The following is a 16,434-nucleotide window of genomic DNA, read 5'->3' as shown; positions in this document are numbered from 1 at the left end:
TTTACAAAGATATCAGAGCAACATCCCTTACAACAAACCATAAAACCACTCTTTAGTTTTTAAAAAAGTGATCATATCATACTTCTATCTAATTGTGAAAACTCTCATTTAATTTACTAAATGTAAGATAAAATGTCGACTAATACACATAATTCTCTTTAGCTTTGAATTTTTTTGTAAAATTACTGTTATTACTTTGTTCGTTTTCTTTCCCTTGATCTAAGCCTTGTGGTGTATCCTCCAAACGCGCTCTCGGTATACCAAAAACTTTTTCCTGCACTTTGTCGAAGAAATCTTTAATAGCAGTGATAAAACCCTTAAAATTATCCAAAACAAACTTGAATACTTCTTTGACTTGATCCAACATGCCTTGTGCCTTTTTCTGGTCTAGTTCTTTTCCAGTAGCAGCATATTCAACAAACCCTTCAAGTACTACTTGTAATTTGTCAAGTGACTCATTATAGCCATTGATAGATTTGAGGATCTTATTAAAATCCTGGTGCGTGTTTATATGATATGTATTTTGAAAAGAGGAAAACTGCTCTGAAAGCGTTTGTTTATAATATTGAATATTATTTGGGACAATCCATTGCAAATAGCTCGTAATACCATCTTCGCGAGATATATCAACACTGGAATATTGATCTTCAATATTTTCTTTTGAAACACCGCTCTCTATACTCTTTAAACCTTTCTGTAGTGATTGTATGCACTGATCAATTAAATAAGTATACGAATTTCCTTCCGCATTGATATTAGGCTGTTTTTGCTGAACTGCATTTAGTACCAATGCCCTCGTTGTCTTCAAATATTCTATAGCCTCATTAGATTGTTTTTTAATATCACCCTTAAACTTATTAAAAGATGTCATAAATTGCTTTTGCAAGCGCTCGCTTAACTCAGCATTATTCTCACTTGAATTTAAATTTCCTTCCATCATCCCTTCCCCCAATGCGTGATCAATTAATATATTGCATTTCTTAGTCTAATATCATATCAGAGTGACGCAATATATTTTTAATATACCGGGCGTCATGATATTATTGCATGAACATTTTGCTGCGGCCGCGATTAACTTGCAACTGACTTTGCTTTATCTAAGCATATTGCTTGTAGAAGTAGGCTAGGAATATAGCATATAGCTTTAAAAACTATATGAATAAAAGCAGAAGCTTCACACGATAAAACTTAACCAGTAGCAGCATTTGGGCATTGCTAACTAAAGATAGATATCAGCAAGTCTTTATTAAAAAGCATTAGGATAGAGTTATAGATCATATCTATGGCCTTACTGTAACGTTTGGTTTTACGATGAAACCTGGCTAAATAGTGCCGTATTAATGAGTTGAATGATTCCACTAAAGACGTTTCTGCCTTAGTAGAATAGTGTTTTTTAGCAATCCTAAATTTTTCATAAACGTCGTAATGGTCACTGCATGATATCTCTATCTCGTAGCTACTTTGTAATCGCATGGCAATCGGAAGATAGGATGCAAAATCCCTGACAATGCTCACTTCAAAATCAACAACTTTATTTCTGTCCCTATCAACAGCAAGCCAAATGTAGACTTTGTTAGTTTTTTTTGGCAATAACTAAAAAGCTCATCCAGCTCAATAATTGAGATTTGCTTGGCATCCTCAGGTATCGTAACATCATTCAGCCTTTGTTTTAGAAGCTTTGAGAATTTTCTAATCCACTTTATTATAAGTGAACTCGAGACCTTTTCTAATCTCTCGATTGATCTAATTCCAACTCCCTCCAGATACATACTAACAACCTTCATCTTTTTATTAAGGCTGTACTTTACTCTCATATCTCCAGACTTATAGCTCTTTTTACACTCTAGGCACTTATACCTCTGACGACCTTTAATATAGCCATTCTTTGTGCTTCCTATCCTGCCACAATGCTTACAACTTAACATATATAATGCTTCCAATATAACTTACTATCAAGGCAGTATACATATACGCGAATTTAAAAGCAAAATCTATTCTTGGTTAGCAATGCCAGCATTTGGGCAAAAAAGACTTGCACTATTTGCAAAACATGATATCTATATCTTGCTTACTTTGTTTTCGGCCCCTTCGTCTAGCGGTTAGGACGTCACCCTTTCACGGTGAAAACGCGGGTTCGATTCCCGCAGGGGTCACCATTTTGCCGGATTTTCTTTAAGGTAGGCTCTTGCCCAGATAGCTCAGTCGGTAGAGCAAAGGACTGAAAATCCTTGTGTCGGTGGTTCGATTCCGCCTCTGGGCACCACTCCATTCTAGTTTCATCAAACTATTGTTGCATTCTTCACTGCATCCGGTATAAAATTATTACATTCAAAAACACTTTAAAGCGCAGTCCAGAATGAATAACCTCACAATAAGGAACATTGTCGCGATAAAAATTTCACTTCTGATTCTTTGTTTTCTCCTCTCACATGCTGCGTCTTGTATTGCCGCCAATAAACCATTAGATATTCTAGGCAACGTTCAGGCATACATTAATTCCATATCAACAATGCAAGCTAATTTTGAAGAGAGAGACTTGCAAAAAGGGATAATACGGAAGGGGATGTTATATATCTCAAGGCCTGGAAAAATTAAATGGGAATATGAATCTCCAGATAAAAGACTAGTAATAGCATCAGGTGATAAGGTGATATATTATGATTATGCACTTGAGGAGTTAAGCACGCTTCCTGTTAAATCTAATATACTAAAAGTATTGAGCAAAACACCAATTGATTTACACTCTGATTGCCAAGTAATTTCTGTATATGAAGATCAAAAGGGAAACTACATAGATTTAGCGCTTACAGATAAAGCGCAAGAAGAAATAGCAAATATATTAATTCTGAAATTTACAGTAAAGCCAAAAATATCTCTATCACACATAGGTCTCATGGGACCTAATGGAGAAGCGCTTACAGAGATATCGATTACTAATTTGCAGTATGGAATGAAATTTGGAAAAGATATGTTTTCGTTTAAGGACCCTAAATTCTTTGAGTTAGAGCGCTAGTTTTATAATAAGTTTAGTTGGTCCATCCGTGTCATAATTCAAACTAGAATGCACCGGATGGACAATTGTGATAGGAGATACTATATAAGTCAGAAGTGGATTTTCTCAACGTTCAAAAATATCAAATTCAATGATTGTTTCAGAGTAGATATATTGCAGCAGTAAATCTTTGATTGGGTATTTTGCAAGTTTTAGGCGGAATTTACCTGAAACTCTTTGATAATATAACAGACTGCGCTTTATTCATATGCTAAGCTGTCAAGTAAAGCTGTTTCATAGAACTATAGCTAAAGTAGTATAAAACAGGCATGATCAATTACTACCGGCTAAAGCGCGGTAGTTTGTGTAACGCTTGCAAAGCAGATTAAAAGCGTAAACGCTAAAACTCTGATATTCTAAAATCATCTTTTTTGTGATGTTCCTCATGCTGTTCTATATATTTTTGCACTTCTTCTGAATTCACATTGCCAACTGTCACAACAAAATACCCTCTGGCCCAAAGATGTTGTCCACAATACCGCTTACGGAGCAGTGCAAATTCCTGTAGCAACTTACGACTACTTATACCTTTAATATATTGCACAGCTTTAGATATTGATATACTAGGCGGAACCAATGCTAATATATGTACGTGATCAGGACTCATACTGCCACTAATTATATTTATGTAATTAGCAGCACATATTTCTCGGATTACTTCCCTAGTTCTAATCGCAACTTGCCCAGTTAAAACTCTATACCTATACTTAGTACAAAATACTGTATGATACTTTAGGTCATATAGACTGTGGGATCATCTCCTATATTCCATTCGTCCTCCCTTAGCACATTTCCTAGATAACTAATACTAAAGTGTTCGCCTAAAGGCGAGGGTGTTAACCATATCACATATAACTACATAAACGAGTACTTTAGAATAAATTTTTATTTGTTTAGAGCCTGGAATATAACTATATTTCAGGCAAGAGAGTGATGAAAATTTTCAAAAAGACAAAGTGTAGCGCGCTTGTTTTATACTACTTTAGCTGTAATATCGCATTGTATACCTCTTAATAAATGGAGAGTTAATTATACACATACGACATTAGACTTCAAAAAAAACTAGGAAGAACACGAGGAGGTGTATAATCAATACATAACAAGCGATCTGACGACGCAAATTTTTGAAGCATGACGAGTATATATATGATTTTAATAACCAGGCCTAAACACCTAGCAGAATTAACTGCAGCTAAGCTTGCAAAATTGCATTTAAGATCGATTATTGTACCATTTCTAGATGTAGAGTATCTCAATGTAACATTTAATAACAATAAACTGGATAATTACCAAGCACTGATAATTACCAGTCAAAATGCAGTGAGAATACTGCAAAATCAAAACCTTATTAATAAAAAAATCCTAGTATATACTATAGGAAGTAAATCTAAGGCTGCATTATATAGCATTGGATTTAAAAATGTTGTTTCGCTCGGAGAAAATGTGGGAGCTTTAATAAGATTTTTTCACAAGCAATCATCATATAATAAGAAAATGCTATACTTGAGAGGAGAAGAGATTTCTCTTGATATTAAAGGTAATTTGGAAAAAGTTGGATATATTGTAGATGAAATTATTGTGTATAAATCCAAGCCTATTAATAGATTAAGCCGCAATATAGTAAGTATTATAGAATCTGATGTGACTAGTACCCTTTTATACTCAAGTAGGACTGCGCAACATTTTCGCACTATTGCATTGCAATACAAAACAAGCCTTCGAAATATTAGAGCAGTTTGTATTAGTAAAAAAGTTTCATCACAGATACTTGATCTAGAATGGCACTGTGTTGAAGTTTCCAACTTTCCTAATGAAGATCAAATGCTGCGTCTGTTAACAACCTCACCTCGATATAAGATTTAGTCTGTTCGTCAAAAATCAACTTGCTACGCAAATAAATTTTTGCGGAGAAGTTAAATGTACAAAGATTAGCCCAGGATTCTGCGGCTTTGTTGCATAATGAGACTATTTCATTATCGGTACTATAAAATGTAGAAGTCAAGATTTGATCTTACAGACAGTTATAAATTTTATATCTGCTTGTCAGTTAAGTTTTGACTGTCAGATATGTAACTGAGATACAAGATTTCATTATTCTTTTCCACAGCTAACTTTTTACTATCCAAAAAAGTTTGCATAGGTGTTTTTCCATAACAATATTTACCAGAATGAGGTCTTTCATTGTTGAAATATTTTAACCAAATATCAAGATCTAATTGCAAGTCATCCAATGATGTATAAATCTTTTTACGCATAGCTGTATCAAAGAATTCTTGTTTCGTAGTTTTATTAAAACGTTCACACATACCATTAGTTTGAGGTGAATATGCTTTAGTTGTTGTATGCTCTATACCTTCTATACTGAGAAATAACTCAAAAGCATGATGTTCTATATTTCCCTTATATTCTCCTCCACGATCTGTAAGAATACGAAGCATCGGTATCCCTTGACTCTCATACCATGGTAACACTCGATCATTTAGCATATCAGCAGCAGTAATCGCAGTTTTGTCAGTATACAGTTTAGCATCAGCAAATCTACTGTAGCTATCAATAAATACCTGAGCATAAACCTTTCCTATCCCTTTGAAATTGCCTACATAATATGTGTCTTGGCAACCTAAATAACCTGGATGTTGTGTCTCAATTTCTCCATTTAAGTTCATTGCTTATCTCCATTTAATAACTAATTTAGTTTACTAAATGTAAGATAAAATGTCGACTAATACAAATGATATATTATAAAATATACACTTCCTATTCATTTGATAACAGAGCCTTAATTTTTCTGTGTAGCGCAGCCCTATCCATACCTATAAAACTTGCAGTCTTGGCTATATTTCCATTAAATTTCTGAAGCTGCGCTTGTATATATTCTCTCTCAAATATATCTCGCGCTTCTCTTAGGGATTTTGTGAGAAAAATGTTTGCTGATGCATTAATACCTCTATACCCCCCACTCACGGAAGAAACTATTTCATATGGCAACATATCATGAGATATTATATCTTTCCTCCCATTTATTGCGAGCATTATGAGCCACTCAATAGCGTTATGCAACTCTCTAGAGTTACCAGGCCAGTTATAAGCTAGCATGATAGAATATGCCTCATCAGAAATAGCAAGCTCTCTAATAGAAAATTGTTTGCAAAGGCTACTCAAAAAATGCTCTGCCATTAATTGTATATCTTCTCTATGTTCTCGCAGAGGCGGGATTTCTATGCTTACTATGCTTAATTTGTAGTATAAGCGATCGTCTAGCTTGCAATTTTTTATAGATTGCATTGGATCAAATACTGATGCAGCTATTACTCTTATATTAGACTTAATTTCTTTGTTCATTCCTGGATTAATAAAACATTCATTCTGTAGCATCTGCAAAAATTGTTTTTGCAATTGCAAAGGAATATTTGTAATTTCATCTATATAAAGAGTTCCGCCTTGTGCTTGTTCAACTAGTGCTGCATTACTATTTGAGAGTCCGCCAAATAATTCCAATGAAAGTTCTGTATGAGATTTCCCAGCGGTATGCCATACTGTTAAAGGTCTTGCACTTCTTTGGGACGTAGAATGTATAATTTTTGCTATAGTATTTTTACCACTTCCAGGCTCTCCCACTATAAACGTATGACTATTTGTCCTTGCAAAAGTCTTAATGGTGCCTCTAATTTTTTGAATTTCCTTAGAATTGCCAACAAGCTCTTGAGGAAAAAGCTGACGCTTTAGCACAGAATTTTCTCTTATTAACAATCCCGCTTCTATAGCACGTTTCACTAAAATCGTTAGCTTTTCTGATTTAAAAGGCTTTTCTATAAAGTCATATGCTCCAAGCTTTATCGCTTGCACAGCAGTTTCTATATTTCCGTGCCCACTTATCATCACAACAGGCACAGAAGGAAAGTCCTTCTTAATGATCTGCAACAACCCCATTCCATCCATTTGACTGCCTTCAAGCCATATATCAAGGATTACTAGAGCTGGAATTGTATTTGCAAGATGCACAAGAGCGCCAGATACATTTGAAGCCTGCAAGGCGTTATATCCCTCATCTTCTAAGATCTCAGCTAATAACCCTCTAATATCAGACTCATCATCAACAATTAACACTTGATTCATATTTTATGCGCACACTATTCATAGTTATTGCTTATCAATTCATTTTTATATTGCCTTACAGTTAGGTTATATTACAAGCTAATATAGTAAATTGCCTGATAATTGGCTATAATTAAATTATTTATCAAAATTGGCCTTATAAATAGGAAAATACATGTATTTCAATATGAGAGTCTCAATACTTCTATAAAAAGCTTATGATTTAAGATGCTGCTTCTTTAGCTATGCAAAGTAGCCATGCTACGCTCAACCAATCTGAAATATTTTATCAAACAATCTATCAGTCAAAAATCGATTTGCTGGGTAAATAGATTTGTGTGGCAAGTTAAATGTACAGAAATTAGCTGGCATTGCTAACTAAAGATAGATATCAGCAAGTCTTTATTAAAAAGCATTAGGATAGAGTTATAGATCATATCTATGGCCTTACTGTAACGTTTGGTTTTACGATGAAACCTGGCTAAATAGTGCCGTATTAATGAGTTGAATGATTCCACTAAAGACGTTTCTGCCTTAGTAGAATAGTGTTTTTTAGCAATCCTAAATTTTTCATAAACGTCGTAATGGTCACTGCATGATATCTCTATCTCGTAGCTACTTTGTAATCGCATGGCAATCGGAAGATAGGATGCAAAATCCCTGACAATGCTCACTTCAAAATCAACAACTTTATTTCTGTCCCTATCAACAGCAAGCCAAATGTAGACTTTGTTAGTTTTTTTTGGCAATAACTAAAAAGCTCATCCAGCTCAATAATTGAGATTTGCTTGGCATCCTCAGGTATCGTAACATCATTCAGCCTTTGTTTTAGAAGCTTTGAGAATTTTCTAATCCACTTTATTATAAGTGAACTCGAGACCTTTTCTAATCTCTCGATTGATCTAATTCCAACTCCCTCCAGATACATACTAACAACCTTCATCTTTTTATTAAGGCTGTACTTTACTCTCATATCTCCAGACTTATAGCTCTTTTTACACTCTAGGCACTTATACCTCTGACGACCTTTAATATAGCCATTCTTTGTGCTTCCTATCCTGCCACAATGCTTACAACTTAACATATATAATGCTTCCAATATAACTTACTATCAAGGCAGTATACATATACGCGAATTTAAAAGCAAAATCTATTCTTGGTTAGCAATGCCAATTAGCTTGCAGCTTGCAAATTTAAATGATTTGATCCCTAGGGTATAAATTATTAGCTTTAACACTGTCGTTTCTAGCAAGATCCAATTGTTGTAATTCTACAAAAATAGAAGCCCGCAATTCATATATATATGCAGCGTATTTGTGGTATCTTTGATGAGCAGTCTCAATAGATTTGGCGGCCTTCTCTATGTTTTTTATAGAAGCTGCGGTATCAGCCCTATAAATATCGCAAATAGCAAGAGATGTATATAATCTATGAGAATCATAAGTTATATCATCCAGTAAAATCTTTGCATCATCTATTCTATCAGATATTATTAGTTTAATCGATAAGTCTAACTGCTTTATCTGTTTTACCCGCTTAAAACTGCCTAATGCAAATTTTAGAAAAGCTGTTTCATACAGGTAGTTTTTATTATATTTGAATAAGCTAGATATTTCTCTATTATCATTTTTTACAACATCATTAATTTTATCTTGAAATAGAGCCATTTCTACATATCTGATCTTGTCATCAAACTTTCCTGCCTTATGCAATATATAAGCATATAGTGTATATATCCAAGATTGTTCGAAATGAAAATAACAGTGAAATTTCTCTATCATTCTTATAACAGTATTTATATGCTCAAGTTTATCGTATAAACTGCTTTTGGCATTTGATAAACCTTGATAAAATTGCTCTAAGAAATGCGCGATAGTTATTTCATGTTTAGAAATTATTGCTTGAGAGATATTCAGTATCCTGTATATTTCATAAATTTGGCTATTATTTCTCATTTTCAAAAACAGTATTTATTATATAATGCTTCCTAAAAATATGATAGGCGATTATATACTCAAAGAATACGAAGAATTAGATAGCACTCAGCTTGAGGCAAAAAGGCTACTCTCAAATTCTCCCAGCGCACAAACAACCATCATATCAACTAAAAGACAATTATCAGGGAGAGGGCGCTACGAAAGAGTTTGGCATAGTGATGAAGGAGACGCAATATTTACCATTATAGTATCTCCAAGATGTGCAATTGAAACATGGTCTCAGGTAGCTTATATAGGTGCAATAGCAGTTGGAGAAACGATATTAAGTTACATAAATGATCTTGATGTGACTTATAAATGGGTAAATGATGTACTGATACAGGGAAGAAAGATTGCAGGAGTTTTATTAGAGGTTTACAATAGTTCTACATTATTGATTGGAATCGGTGTAAATATAGTAAAAAAAGAGCAAATAAGCGGCGTAGCAAAAAAACCTATAAGTATTGAAGATTTAGATATTGTAGTAGATCGGAAAGCATTAATAAATTCTATATTAGACAGATTTTTTTCTGTACTAAGAGCTTGGGAATGTTATGGTTTTACCCCAGTGCGTGAAATGTGGATCAAACGCGCGCAATCTATAAATTCTGACATAAATGTGCGATTTCTTGATAAAGAAATAAGAGGAAAGTTTATAGACATTGATAAAGACGGTAAATTATTGTTGAATGTTGAAAATTCAGTGAGAATCATCACTGCTGGAGAAGTTTGGAATTAACACTGTATTTTTAAATGCTGATTTAATAGTTGCTTGTACAAAAATAGATTTACTGGTATAAATCCTTGAGCTGTGCTGTAGTCTATAGTATTTCCAGTTGAAAGCTTCTGCATTACATTTCTCAAGCTCTGTTTTGTGGTTTGATTTGCCGATTATATCCAACATCCGGCAAGGAACGTTAAGTTTTCTAATGTCATGCTTTTGATTATTCATTGCTTCGAATACATATACAGCAGGTAAATAAAGAGTTGGTATTTATTGTATGCACGCGAAGTGAGACTTTAAAAAGCTAGGAAGAACGTGTGTATACAAAATATATAATGAGCATTTTGAAGGCACCAATTTTGAAAAGTATGTTGAGTATGCATGATCTATAGCATTATACAATGCTCTTGCTTTGAAAAGAGTAAATGTATTGTTTGATTCTACTTGAGTGATGATGAATACATGTTGCTGCAAGTATTGATCGCTTTGGCCAGTACACGTTTTAATAGTTGGTTACGTATAAGAGTCAGTGTGTAAAAAAGGTTATTAGTCATAGAAGGCCTTATTTTTAATAAGGTTGGAGGTATTTAAATGATGAGTTTATTTTATAGCATCTTAGGGTTCTTAGTAGTAGTACTTGTGACTGTCTCTGTACACGAGTTCGGGCATTTTTATATTGCAAGACTTTGTGGTGTTAAGGTTGATGTTTTCTCAATAGGTTTTGGCAAAGCATTCTATAGATGGATTGATAAGTATGGAACGGAGTTCAGAATTTGTACCGTTCCATTGGGTGGTTATGTGAAGATGTTTGGAGATAAAAATATTGTGAGTGCCCCAGATTTTGAAGCTTTTCAAGATATGAATGAAGAAGAAAAGCGTATATCTTTTTATCACAAGCCTTTATGGAAAAAAGCATGCATTGTCGCTGCAGGTCCCGCTTTCAATTATCTGCTTGCAATAGTTTTGATGAGTCTATTGTTTTCTGTATATGGCAAAGTTTCCACAACAAATCAGATATCACACATAGCAGAGAAGAGTATTGCTAGTTATCTTGGGCTACTCCCTGGTGACACCATTATTTCTATCAACAATCGTACTATAAACGATGTGCTAGATATTAAAAATTCTATAGCAAGTGCTAGAAGTATTTTGGACTTAAAAATTGAAATAATGCGTGATGGTCAGAAACAAATATATGATGTAAAAGAGATTATTGATAGATCGGGAGTAAATTACAATACCATAGATCACTCTATGCTTGGAGTGAATTTTTTAGCTAATCGAAAAGAGGTGAATTTGCTAGAGTCTGTCTTAGCTTCTATTTCAGACGCAATTACTATCTCTTTTGCAATGTTAGAGGGGCTTGTATCCATCATAATTCATGATCACTCTGCATCTGATTTAGGCGGCCCTATTAAAATAGCTCAGTATTCAGGAGAATCGTTGAAGCTTGGTCTAGCGCCAATGATTTGGTTTGTTGCAATGATTTCTTTAAATTTAGGATTGGTTAATTTGCTTCCAATTCCTATGCTAGATGGCGGACATTTGTTGTACTATCTGATAGAATCCGTTACTGGACGCTCGATTTCGCAAAAAATGCAAAAATTTTGTGGGCATTTAGGATTTTTTATACTCATTGCACTTATGTTGTTTGCTACTTTTAATGATATTAGAGGACTGATTCGTTGATCATGCGAAGTGTTAAAAAATGTCTGATTGTGTTGCTGTCACTGTTTTCCCTTTATTCAATTGCATTGGCAGATAGTGGAAAGATAACTGCTATTGAAATAAGTGGGACAGAAAGGCTTTCTAAAGAAACAGTGATTGCATATTTAGAGTTTAGGCTCCCAATGCAGTATGATCAAGATAAGATTGACATCGCAATGCGTAGGTTATTTGAAACGGGACTTTTCGCTGACGTTGATGTGAAGCAAGTAGGGAGTGCTCTACATATTGCAGTAGCTGAAAATCCTATAGTATATCGAGTAGCGTTTGAGGGCACATCAAGTACGGATGACGAAATGATGCGAAAAGAAATCTCACTGCTCCCAAGAAGCATTTATTCGCTTGCGAAACTACAGAATGACATCAGAAAAATAGTCGCAATATACCGTTCTAAAGGTTATTACTCAGTAAAAGTTGACCCTCAGATCGTGAAATTGTCACAAAATCGAGTAGATCTAGTCTACAAAATAAAGAAAGGCTCAAAAGCTAAGATCATACAAATCAACTTCGTTGGTAATAAGGAAGTATCAAGCGCAGAGCTTGCATCTATTATTCTCTCCAAAGAATATGCTTGGTATAGGATATTGAATCAATTTGAAAAATATGAACCTGATAGACTAATACTTGATCAAGTATTACTGAGAACGCATTACATGAATCTTGGTTTTATAGATTTTCATGTAATTTCTGTTACATCTGAGCTATCTCAGAATAGAGATTCTTTCATAATAACATTCAACTTGCATGAAGGAGATCGCTATAGAATAGATGATATTGAAGTACAAAGTCATATTCCAGGTTTTGATAACACGTTATTGAGAGAGAAAATAAAAATAGAAAAAGGAAGTATTTTTAAACAAGCAAGTATCGAGAATGCTACTGATGTATTGACAAAGTACTTTGGAGAACACGGATATGCTTTTGTTAACGTTGATTATGATTTGGATAGAGTGGATAAAAATCTATCCAAATTTGTAAATGTTAAGTTCAATATCAACAAGAGCAAGAGAATATACATAAATAAAATAAATGTGTTTGATAATGTTATCACAAGAGATAGAGTGATACGTCGAGAATTTAGAATAAGCGAAGGAGATCCTTATAATGTTTCATATATAAATCGCTCTAAACAGCGTGTTACTAACCTTGGTTACTTCAGTATGGTTGACTTGTCTAAATCAAAAACTGAGTATCTTGACCGTGTTGATATTGATGTTAGAGTAAAAGAAATAGAAACTGGTTCTTTTAAATTCGCCCTCGGATACAATTCACAAACTGGCCCAAGTTTGGGAGCAGTAGCCTCAGAGTATAACTTTCTTGGGAAGGGCCAAATATTAACTTTTGATTTTAATTATGGTACAAAAACAACGGATGTATCCTTTGGTTTTGCAGAACCCTACTTCTTAGGAAAAGAACTAAGAACAGGCTTTGATGTATTTGCAAATAGCTTAGATCTCACAGACGGAAGTGCATATAAAGACTCAAAATATGGAGCTTCTTTCAGCGCTACTTATGCGTTAAGGGAGTATTTAGCTCATTCTTTGGGTTATACGATCTCAAAGCGTCAGGTAAATCCTGCCAAGGATGCAACTTCTTTAATAATTCAAGATGCAGCTGGAGAGACGATAGTCTCATCAATTAATCAATCTTTTATTTATAATAGGCTTAACAGTAATATTTTTCCTACCAGTGGCTATATCATAAAATTATCACAGGAGTTTGCGGGCCTTGGCGGAGATGCTAGATATTTAAAAAATCAGATCTCTGGAAGCACTTATTGGACTTTATATCGTAAAGGTGTAATATTGCAGTTGTTTGCTAAAGCAGGAAACATAATAGGAATTGAAGATAAACCAATTAAGTTAGTTGATAATTATCGAATTGGAAAGCAACAAATAAGGGGCTTTGCAGATTATGGTATAGGTCCAAGAGATGTAGCGCGTGATAAAGATGGTAAAATGCGCTTAGATGCAAATGGCAATACAGTATACACTGATGCACTTGGTGGTAAATACTTTTACTATGCGACTGCTGAGGTAACCTTCCCGCTTGGTTTCCCTGAGGAAGTTGGGATACGCGGAGCTATATTTTTTGATGCTGGAGATTCTTGGGGTGTAGATGTTGCCTGTAAGAGCAGCAATGATTCCAGCAATGATTTATGTAGACAGCAATATGAACAAGCAAAAAAGCTAACTGATAAATCTGCACTTAGAACTTCATTTGGCATTGGTATATCATGGGCTTCTCCACTGGGGAATATAAGATTAGATTATGGTATTCCAATTAGTGCTCAACCTTTTGATCAGAAAGAAAGGCTAAGGTTAACGTTTGGTTACGGTGCTATGTAGATGAATAAAAACTTAATGTTTGGTAGTATATTTTTTGAGAAAAAAGCTCCCTCTAATAGACAGCTTAGAGTTTCGCAGGCTATTAAGAATGAGTTATCTATTATGCTAGTTTCTGGCGCATTATTTCATCCAGAAATAGAAAATACATATCTTACTATTGCTCACGTAAAAATTACTCCTGACCTGAGGCTTGCAACTATATACATCGCGGTGCATGATGATTCCAGAACTCAAGCTTATCTTGAAGCTTTACGTCTGCTTGTGCCAAATATGCGTAGAGTAATTGGCAGCAGTATCAGACTTAAATATACACCTGAAATTAAGTTACGTTCAGTATCTTACGCTGAGTCAATAGTGCATCACACATGATTTTATGTTGTATAAAGCATCATATTTTTCAATACCTTTTTGATGCTCAAGCGTTTGAGAACCTGTAACTTTTGTAATCACATGTTCACTATTCAGTTAAATTCTATTCGATTATACAGTAAAATTGCTTCAAGACATTGTATAGCGTGAGTTGCCGGTTAATTGATTGCTGTGGACTAGGTTTTTACTCTATCCGCCAAAAATTGATTTGCTGTGCTAATTTTTGGCAGACGGACGAAGTAATATGAAAAATGAAGCAAAAAAGGTCTGCGCAAGTGGCTTTATGAGTAGTGCACACACAATGCGTCTCCTATCTTTCCTAGCTCTTTTTGAAGTCTAACTTTGTATATACGCAAGTTAAATACCAACTCTTCATTTACCTGCGGACTGGCATTGTTGCATAATGAGACTATTTCATTATCGGTACATATAAAATGCTAAAGCTTCTCACTTCAAGAAGCTTTAGAAGATATAAGAATGAAGTCTTTTTTCAAGAGATTTAGAGTGCTTACCTTAATAATCATCTCAATTTGCCTTTTAATATCGCATTTGGCAACAAAATATCTGCCAAAAGCCCGCTTAAAACTGGCAAAATAAGCCTCTATTCTTGAGCGCCTGTAATAGCCTGTATCTTTTTTCCAAAGCTTTAAGCCTTCTTTTTTGTCATCATGCCTTTGCATGGCATTATGTAACAATGCCCGATAACCTCTCTAGAGCCTTGCAAAGCTCAACTATCTGAAACCGAGCCCTTTTTCCATTATATGACAATCATGTGGATGTTTTATATGCTTTGGCTGAACTGTCGTGTCAATAATCACGGCTGCCAAATCTTTTTTTAACTGCGCCAATCTTACAGACTATTCTGACCACCTCCTTTAATAGACCTCTTGCATAACCTCATTCTGAGGTAGAAATTCTTATAGAGTAGATTTTTGCAAAACGTCACCAAACAATGATCCACGTGAGTGTTTTTATGTTTTAGTGACAATCAAATCACAGTTTGGAACAGGTTATGCAAGAGGTCTAATATCTCACGACAACCAGATTTGACGGAATCTTCTTATGCAACTTTCAGATACAATCATGTCATTTTTGAAATAGTCATATCCACAAAAATACTGCCAATATGCATTTTCCTGAAGGCCACTCCTCGGTATAACAATCAGAGGCATTTGAAATGGCTTTGCAGCATAAACAACTATAGCATAACACGACGGTCTTTACGGCTTCTACCATATCGTTTCGCAGAAACTTTACCAAAAATTCACTCCTAAAAGACCACAACAATCAACTTTCGATCTTAATATATTCTACTTTGAGTGTCATTAATTTTCACTTCTTCTGCTTGCATATAATACAAATCCGTAAGGTTTTTGGGTCTTTTATGTAGTTATATGTGATATGGTTAACACCCTCGCCTTTAGGCGAACACTTTTAGTATTATTATCTAGGAAATGTGCTAAGGGAGGACGAATGGAATATAGGAGAGGATCCCACAGCCTATATGACCTAAAGTATCATATAGTATTTTTGAGAGTTTTCATATAAAGATAGATAAGAGCTGTTCTTGATATTGTTTGAATATTTGTGTAATAGTAAGAGCGCACCAAAGCTTGATGGATCCGTATACCATTGACTCTTTTTTAGAAACGATTTTAGTGCGCCGTGTCATCCGGCATAAATGATGTCGCGTGTTGCTATTATCTCTCTCGATACATACTGTGCCAGACTTTCCAATTGTATGACGCTCTTTGGGTAAAATTTTAGAAAAAGCATCCCAATCATCCGTATAAAAATGACATTCTTTCAGATGACTCACTTTGTTGTAGAGCTTTTGGAATGTTGCAGTATCACGATTGCCTGTAACCCAGGCAACTGTTCTCCTTGTACTACGATCAACTGCCTTAATGATCCAAAGCTTGTTTTTTTTGAACCAATAAAATGCCACATCTCGTCGAATTCCATCTCCATAATATCCGAAGAGACAACTGGCTCCTGAGTCTTGCCCATCGCCTCTACTACCCAGCGATAAATTATGGACGGCGAATGCCATAATATCTTGCATAACATAGAAAAAGAGCCATTACCAAGACTATATAGCATAACGCATAATGCTTTCTTAACAGCTGTTTGAGGCTTCTTGCC

The 16,434-nt window shown here is 34.7% G+C and carries 17 protein-coding genes, 2 tRNA genes and 2 pseudogenes; 8 read left to right on the top strand and 13 right to left on the bottom strand.

The features are described from left to right. Positions 1-139: 139 nt before the first annotated feature. The 3 genes from AACK98_RS07530 to AACK98_RS07520 form a co-directional block, all read right to left on the bottom strand. On the bottom strand, positions 140-940 hold the full coding sequence (locus AACK98_RS07530) for a hypothetical protein (protein ID WP_339041180.1): 801 nt from the start codon (positions 938-940) through the stop codon (positions 140-142). A 275-nt stretch (positions 941-1,215) separates the two neighbouring features. After that, positions 1,216-1,590: an IS1 family transposase gene (locus AACK98_RS07525; protein WP_339040222.1), complete on the bottom strand. Its 375-nt coding sequence runs from the start codon at positions 1,588-1,590 to the stop codon at positions 1,216-1,218. Beyond that, positions 1,512-1,925 (bottom strand): hypothetical protein, encoded by a 414-nt coding sequence (locus AACK98_RS07520; RefSeq protein WP_339041173.1) that lies wholly within the window; start codon positions 1,923-1,925, stop codon positions 1,512-1,514. Before AACK98_RS07520 ends, AACK98_RS07525 begins: the two co-directional genes overlap by 79 nt. A gap of 156 nt (positions 1,926-2,081) precedes the next feature. Between AACK98_RS07520 and AACK98_RS07515 the strand changes: the two genes are divergently transcribed. From AACK98_RS07515 to AACK98_RS07505, 3 genes are all read left to right on the top strand, one after another. Further along, a tRNA-Glu gene (locus tag AACK98_RS07515) sits at positions 2,082-2,156 on the top strand. Between the two features lie 31 nt (positions 2,157-2,187). Further along, positions 2,188-2,263, top strand: a tRNA-Phe gene (locus AACK98_RS07510). A gap of 93 nt (positions 2,264-2,356) precedes the next feature. Then, positions 2,357-3,013 (top strand): outer membrane lipoprotein carrier protein LolA, encoded by a 657-nt coding sequence (locus AACK98_RS07505; protein ID WP_339041178.1) that lies wholly within the window; start codon positions 2,357-2,359, stop codon positions 3,011-3,013. A 379-nt stretch (positions 3,014-3,392) separates the two neighbouring features. Here AACK98_RS07505 and tnpA read toward each other — a convergent pair. After that, positions 3,393-3,794, bottom strand: a pseudogene (gene tnpA / locus AACK98_RS07500) (IS200/IS605 family transposase); the annotation flags it as partial. A 404-nt stretch (positions 3,795-4,198) separates the two neighbouring features. Between tnpA and AACK98_RS07495 the strand changes: the two are divergent. Further along, positions 4,199-4,915 (top strand): uroporphyrinogen-III synthase, encoded by a 717-nt coding sequence (locus AACK98_RS07495; RefSeq protein WP_339041176.1) that lies wholly within the window; start codon positions 4,199-4,201, stop codon positions 4,913-4,915. 167 nt (positions 4,916-5,082) lie between these two features. On the opposite strand, the pseudogene AACK98_RS07490 reads toward AACK98_RS07495, so the two are convergent. From AACK98_RS07490 to AACK98_RS07470, 5 genes and pseudogenes are all read right to left on the bottom strand, one after another. Continuing rightward, positions 5,083-5,709, bottom strand: a pseudogene (locus AACK98_RS07490) (integrase core domain-containing protein); the annotation flags it as partial. A 100-nt stretch (positions 5,710-5,809) separates the two neighbouring features. Then, on the bottom strand, positions 5,810-7,159 hold the full coding sequence (locus tag AACK98_RS07485) for a sigma-54 dependent transcriptional regulator (protein ID WP_339041175.1): 1,350 nt from the start codon (positions 7,157-7,159) through the stop codon (positions 5,810-5,812). A gap of 362 nt (positions 7,160-7,521) precedes the next feature. Further along, a complete protein-coding gene (locus tag AACK98_RS07480) occupies positions 7,522-7,896 on the bottom strand; it encodes an IS1 family transposase (RefSeq protein ID WP_339040222.1) in 375 nt (124 codons plus the stop codon). Further along, positions 7,818-8,231: a hypothetical protein gene (locus tag AACK98_RS07475; RefSeq protein WP_339041173.1), complete on the bottom strand. Its 414-nt coding sequence runs from the start codon at positions 8,229-8,231 to the stop codon at positions 7,818-7,820. Before AACK98_RS07475 ends, AACK98_RS07480 begins: the two co-directional genes overlap by 79 nt. 109 nt (positions 8,232-8,340) lie before the next feature. Further along, on the bottom strand, positions 8,341-9,102 hold the full coding sequence (locus tag AACK98_RS07470) for a hypothetical protein (protein WP_339041171.1): 762 nt from the start codon (positions 9,100-9,102) through the stop codon (positions 8,341-8,343). Positions 9,103-9,127: 25 nt separating this feature from the next. Between AACK98_RS07470 and AACK98_RS07465 the strand changes: the two genes are divergently transcribed. The 4 genes from AACK98_RS07465 (at position 9,128) to AACK98_RS07450 (ending at position 14,289) form a co-directional block, all read left to right on the top strand. Further along, complete coding sequence (locus tag AACK98_RS07465) at positions 9,128-9,862, top strand: biotin--[acetyl-CoA-carboxylase] ligase (RefSeq protein WP_339041169.1); 735 nt, start codon at positions 9,128-9,130, stop codon at positions 9,860-9,862. Between the two features lie 576 nt (positions 9,863-10,438). Then, complete coding sequence (locus tag AACK98_RS07460) at positions 10,439-11,536, top strand: RIP metalloprotease (RefSeq protein ID WP_339041167.1); 1,098 nt, start codon at positions 10,439-10,441, stop codon at positions 11,534-11,536. A gap of 65 nt (positions 11,537-11,601) precedes the next feature. Further along, positions 11,602-13,920 (top strand): outer membrane protein assembly factor BamA, encoded by a 2,319-nt coding sequence (bamA, locus tag AACK98_RS07455; RefSeq protein ID WP_339041165.1) that lies wholly within the window; start codon positions 11,602-11,604, stop codon positions 13,918-13,920. Beyond that, entirely contained in the window at positions 13,921-14,289 is a 369-nt protein-coding gene (locus AACK98_RS07450) for a ribosome-binding factor A (RefSeq protein WP_339041163.1), read from the top strand. Positions 14,290-14,741: 452 nt separating this feature from the next. On the opposite strand, the gene AACK98_RS07445 is transcribed toward AACK98_RS07450, so the two are convergent. The 4 genes from AACK98_RS07445 to AACK98_RS07435 all read right to left on the bottom strand — a co-directional run bounded on the left by AACK98_RS07445 (position 14,742) and on the right by AACK98_RS07435 (position 16,392). Further along, positions 14,742-14,984 (bottom strand): hypothetical protein, encoded by a 243-nt coding sequence (locus tag AACK98_RS07445; RefSeq protein WP_339041161.1) that lies wholly within the window; start codon positions 14,982-14,984, stop codon positions 14,742-14,744. Between the two features lie 336 nt (positions 14,985-15,320). After that, on the bottom strand, positions 15,321-15,461 hold the full coding sequence (locus AACK98_RS08320; protein ID WP_410519984.1) for a transposase: 141 nt from the start codon (positions 15,459-15,461) through the stop codon (positions 15,321-15,323). Positions 15,462-15,829: 368 nt separating this feature from the next. After that, positions 15,830-16,198: an IS1 family transposase gene (locus AACK98_RS07440; protein ID WP_339042679.1), complete on the bottom strand. Its 369-nt coding sequence runs from the start codon at positions 16,196-16,198 to the stop codon at positions 15,830-15,832. Further along, positions 16,105-16,392 (bottom strand): hypothetical protein, encoded by a 288-nt coding sequence (locus AACK98_RS07435; protein WP_339041159.1) that lies wholly within the window; start codon positions 16,390-16,392, stop codon positions 16,105-16,107. Before AACK98_RS07435 ends, AACK98_RS07440 begins: the two co-directional genes overlap by 94 nt. Between the last annotated feature and the right edge of the window lie 42 nt (positions 16,393-16,434).

This window comes from Candidatus Lariskella endosymbiont of Hedychridium roseum (assembly GCF_964020185.1).
In the GTDB taxonomy this organism is placed as follows: Bacteria; Pseudomonadota; Alphaproteobacteria; order Rickettsiales; family Midichloriaceae; genus Lariskella.
The sequence above is the reverse complement of the archived record's forward strand: the minus strand, read 5'-3'. Positions and strand labels throughout refer to the sequence as shown.

What these genes read in the sequence shown, in the direction of transcription:
- AACK98_RS07495 (WP_339041176.1), top strand. Translation starts at nt 4,199, where the DNA reads ATGATTTTAATAACCAGGCCTAAACACCTAGCAGAATTAACTGCAGCT.
- AACK98_RS07460 (WP_339041167.1), top strand. Translation starts at nt 10,439, where the DNA reads ATGATGAGTTTATTTTATAGCATCTTAGGGTTCTTAGTAGTAGTACTT.
- AACK98_RS07475 (WP_339041173.1), bottom strand. Translation starts at nt 8,231, where the DNA reads ATGTTAAGTTGTAAGCATTGTGGCAGGATAGGAAGCACAAAGAATGGC.
- AACK98_RS07520 (WP_339041173.1), bottom strand. Translation starts at nt 1,925, where the DNA reads ATGTTAAGTTGTAAGCATTGTGGCAGGATAGGAAGCACAAAGAATGGC.
- AACK98_RS07435 (WP_339041159.1), bottom strand. Translation starts at nt 16,392, where the DNA reads ATGCTATATAGTCTTGGTAATGGCTCTTTTTCTATGTTATGCAAGATA.
- AACK98_RS07530 (WP_339041180.1), bottom strand. Translation starts at nt 940, where the DNA reads ATGATGGAAGGAAATTTAAATTCAAGTGAGAATAATGCTGAGTTAAGC.
- AACK98_RS07505 (WP_339041178.1), top strand. Translation starts at nt 2,357, where the DNA reads ATGAATAACCTCACAATAAGGAACATTGTCGCGATAAAAATTTCACTT.
- AACK98_RS08320 (WP_410519984.1), bottom strand. Translation starts at nt 15,461, where the DNA reads ATGCCTCTGATTGTTATACCGAGGAGTGGCCTTCAGGAAAATGCATAT.
- AACK98_RS07470 (WP_339041171.1), bottom strand. Translation starts at nt 9,102, where the DNA reads ATGAGAAATAATAGCCAAATTTATGAAATATACAGGATACTGAATATC.
- AACK98_RS07465 (WP_339041169.1), top strand. Translation starts at nt 9,128, where the DNA reads ATGCTTCCTAAAAATATGATAGGCGATTATATACTCAAAGAATACGAA.
- AACK98_RS07450 (WP_339041163.1), top strand. Translation starts at nt 13,921, where the DNA reads ATGAATAAAAACTTAATGTTTGGTAGTATATTTTTTGAGAAAAAAGCT.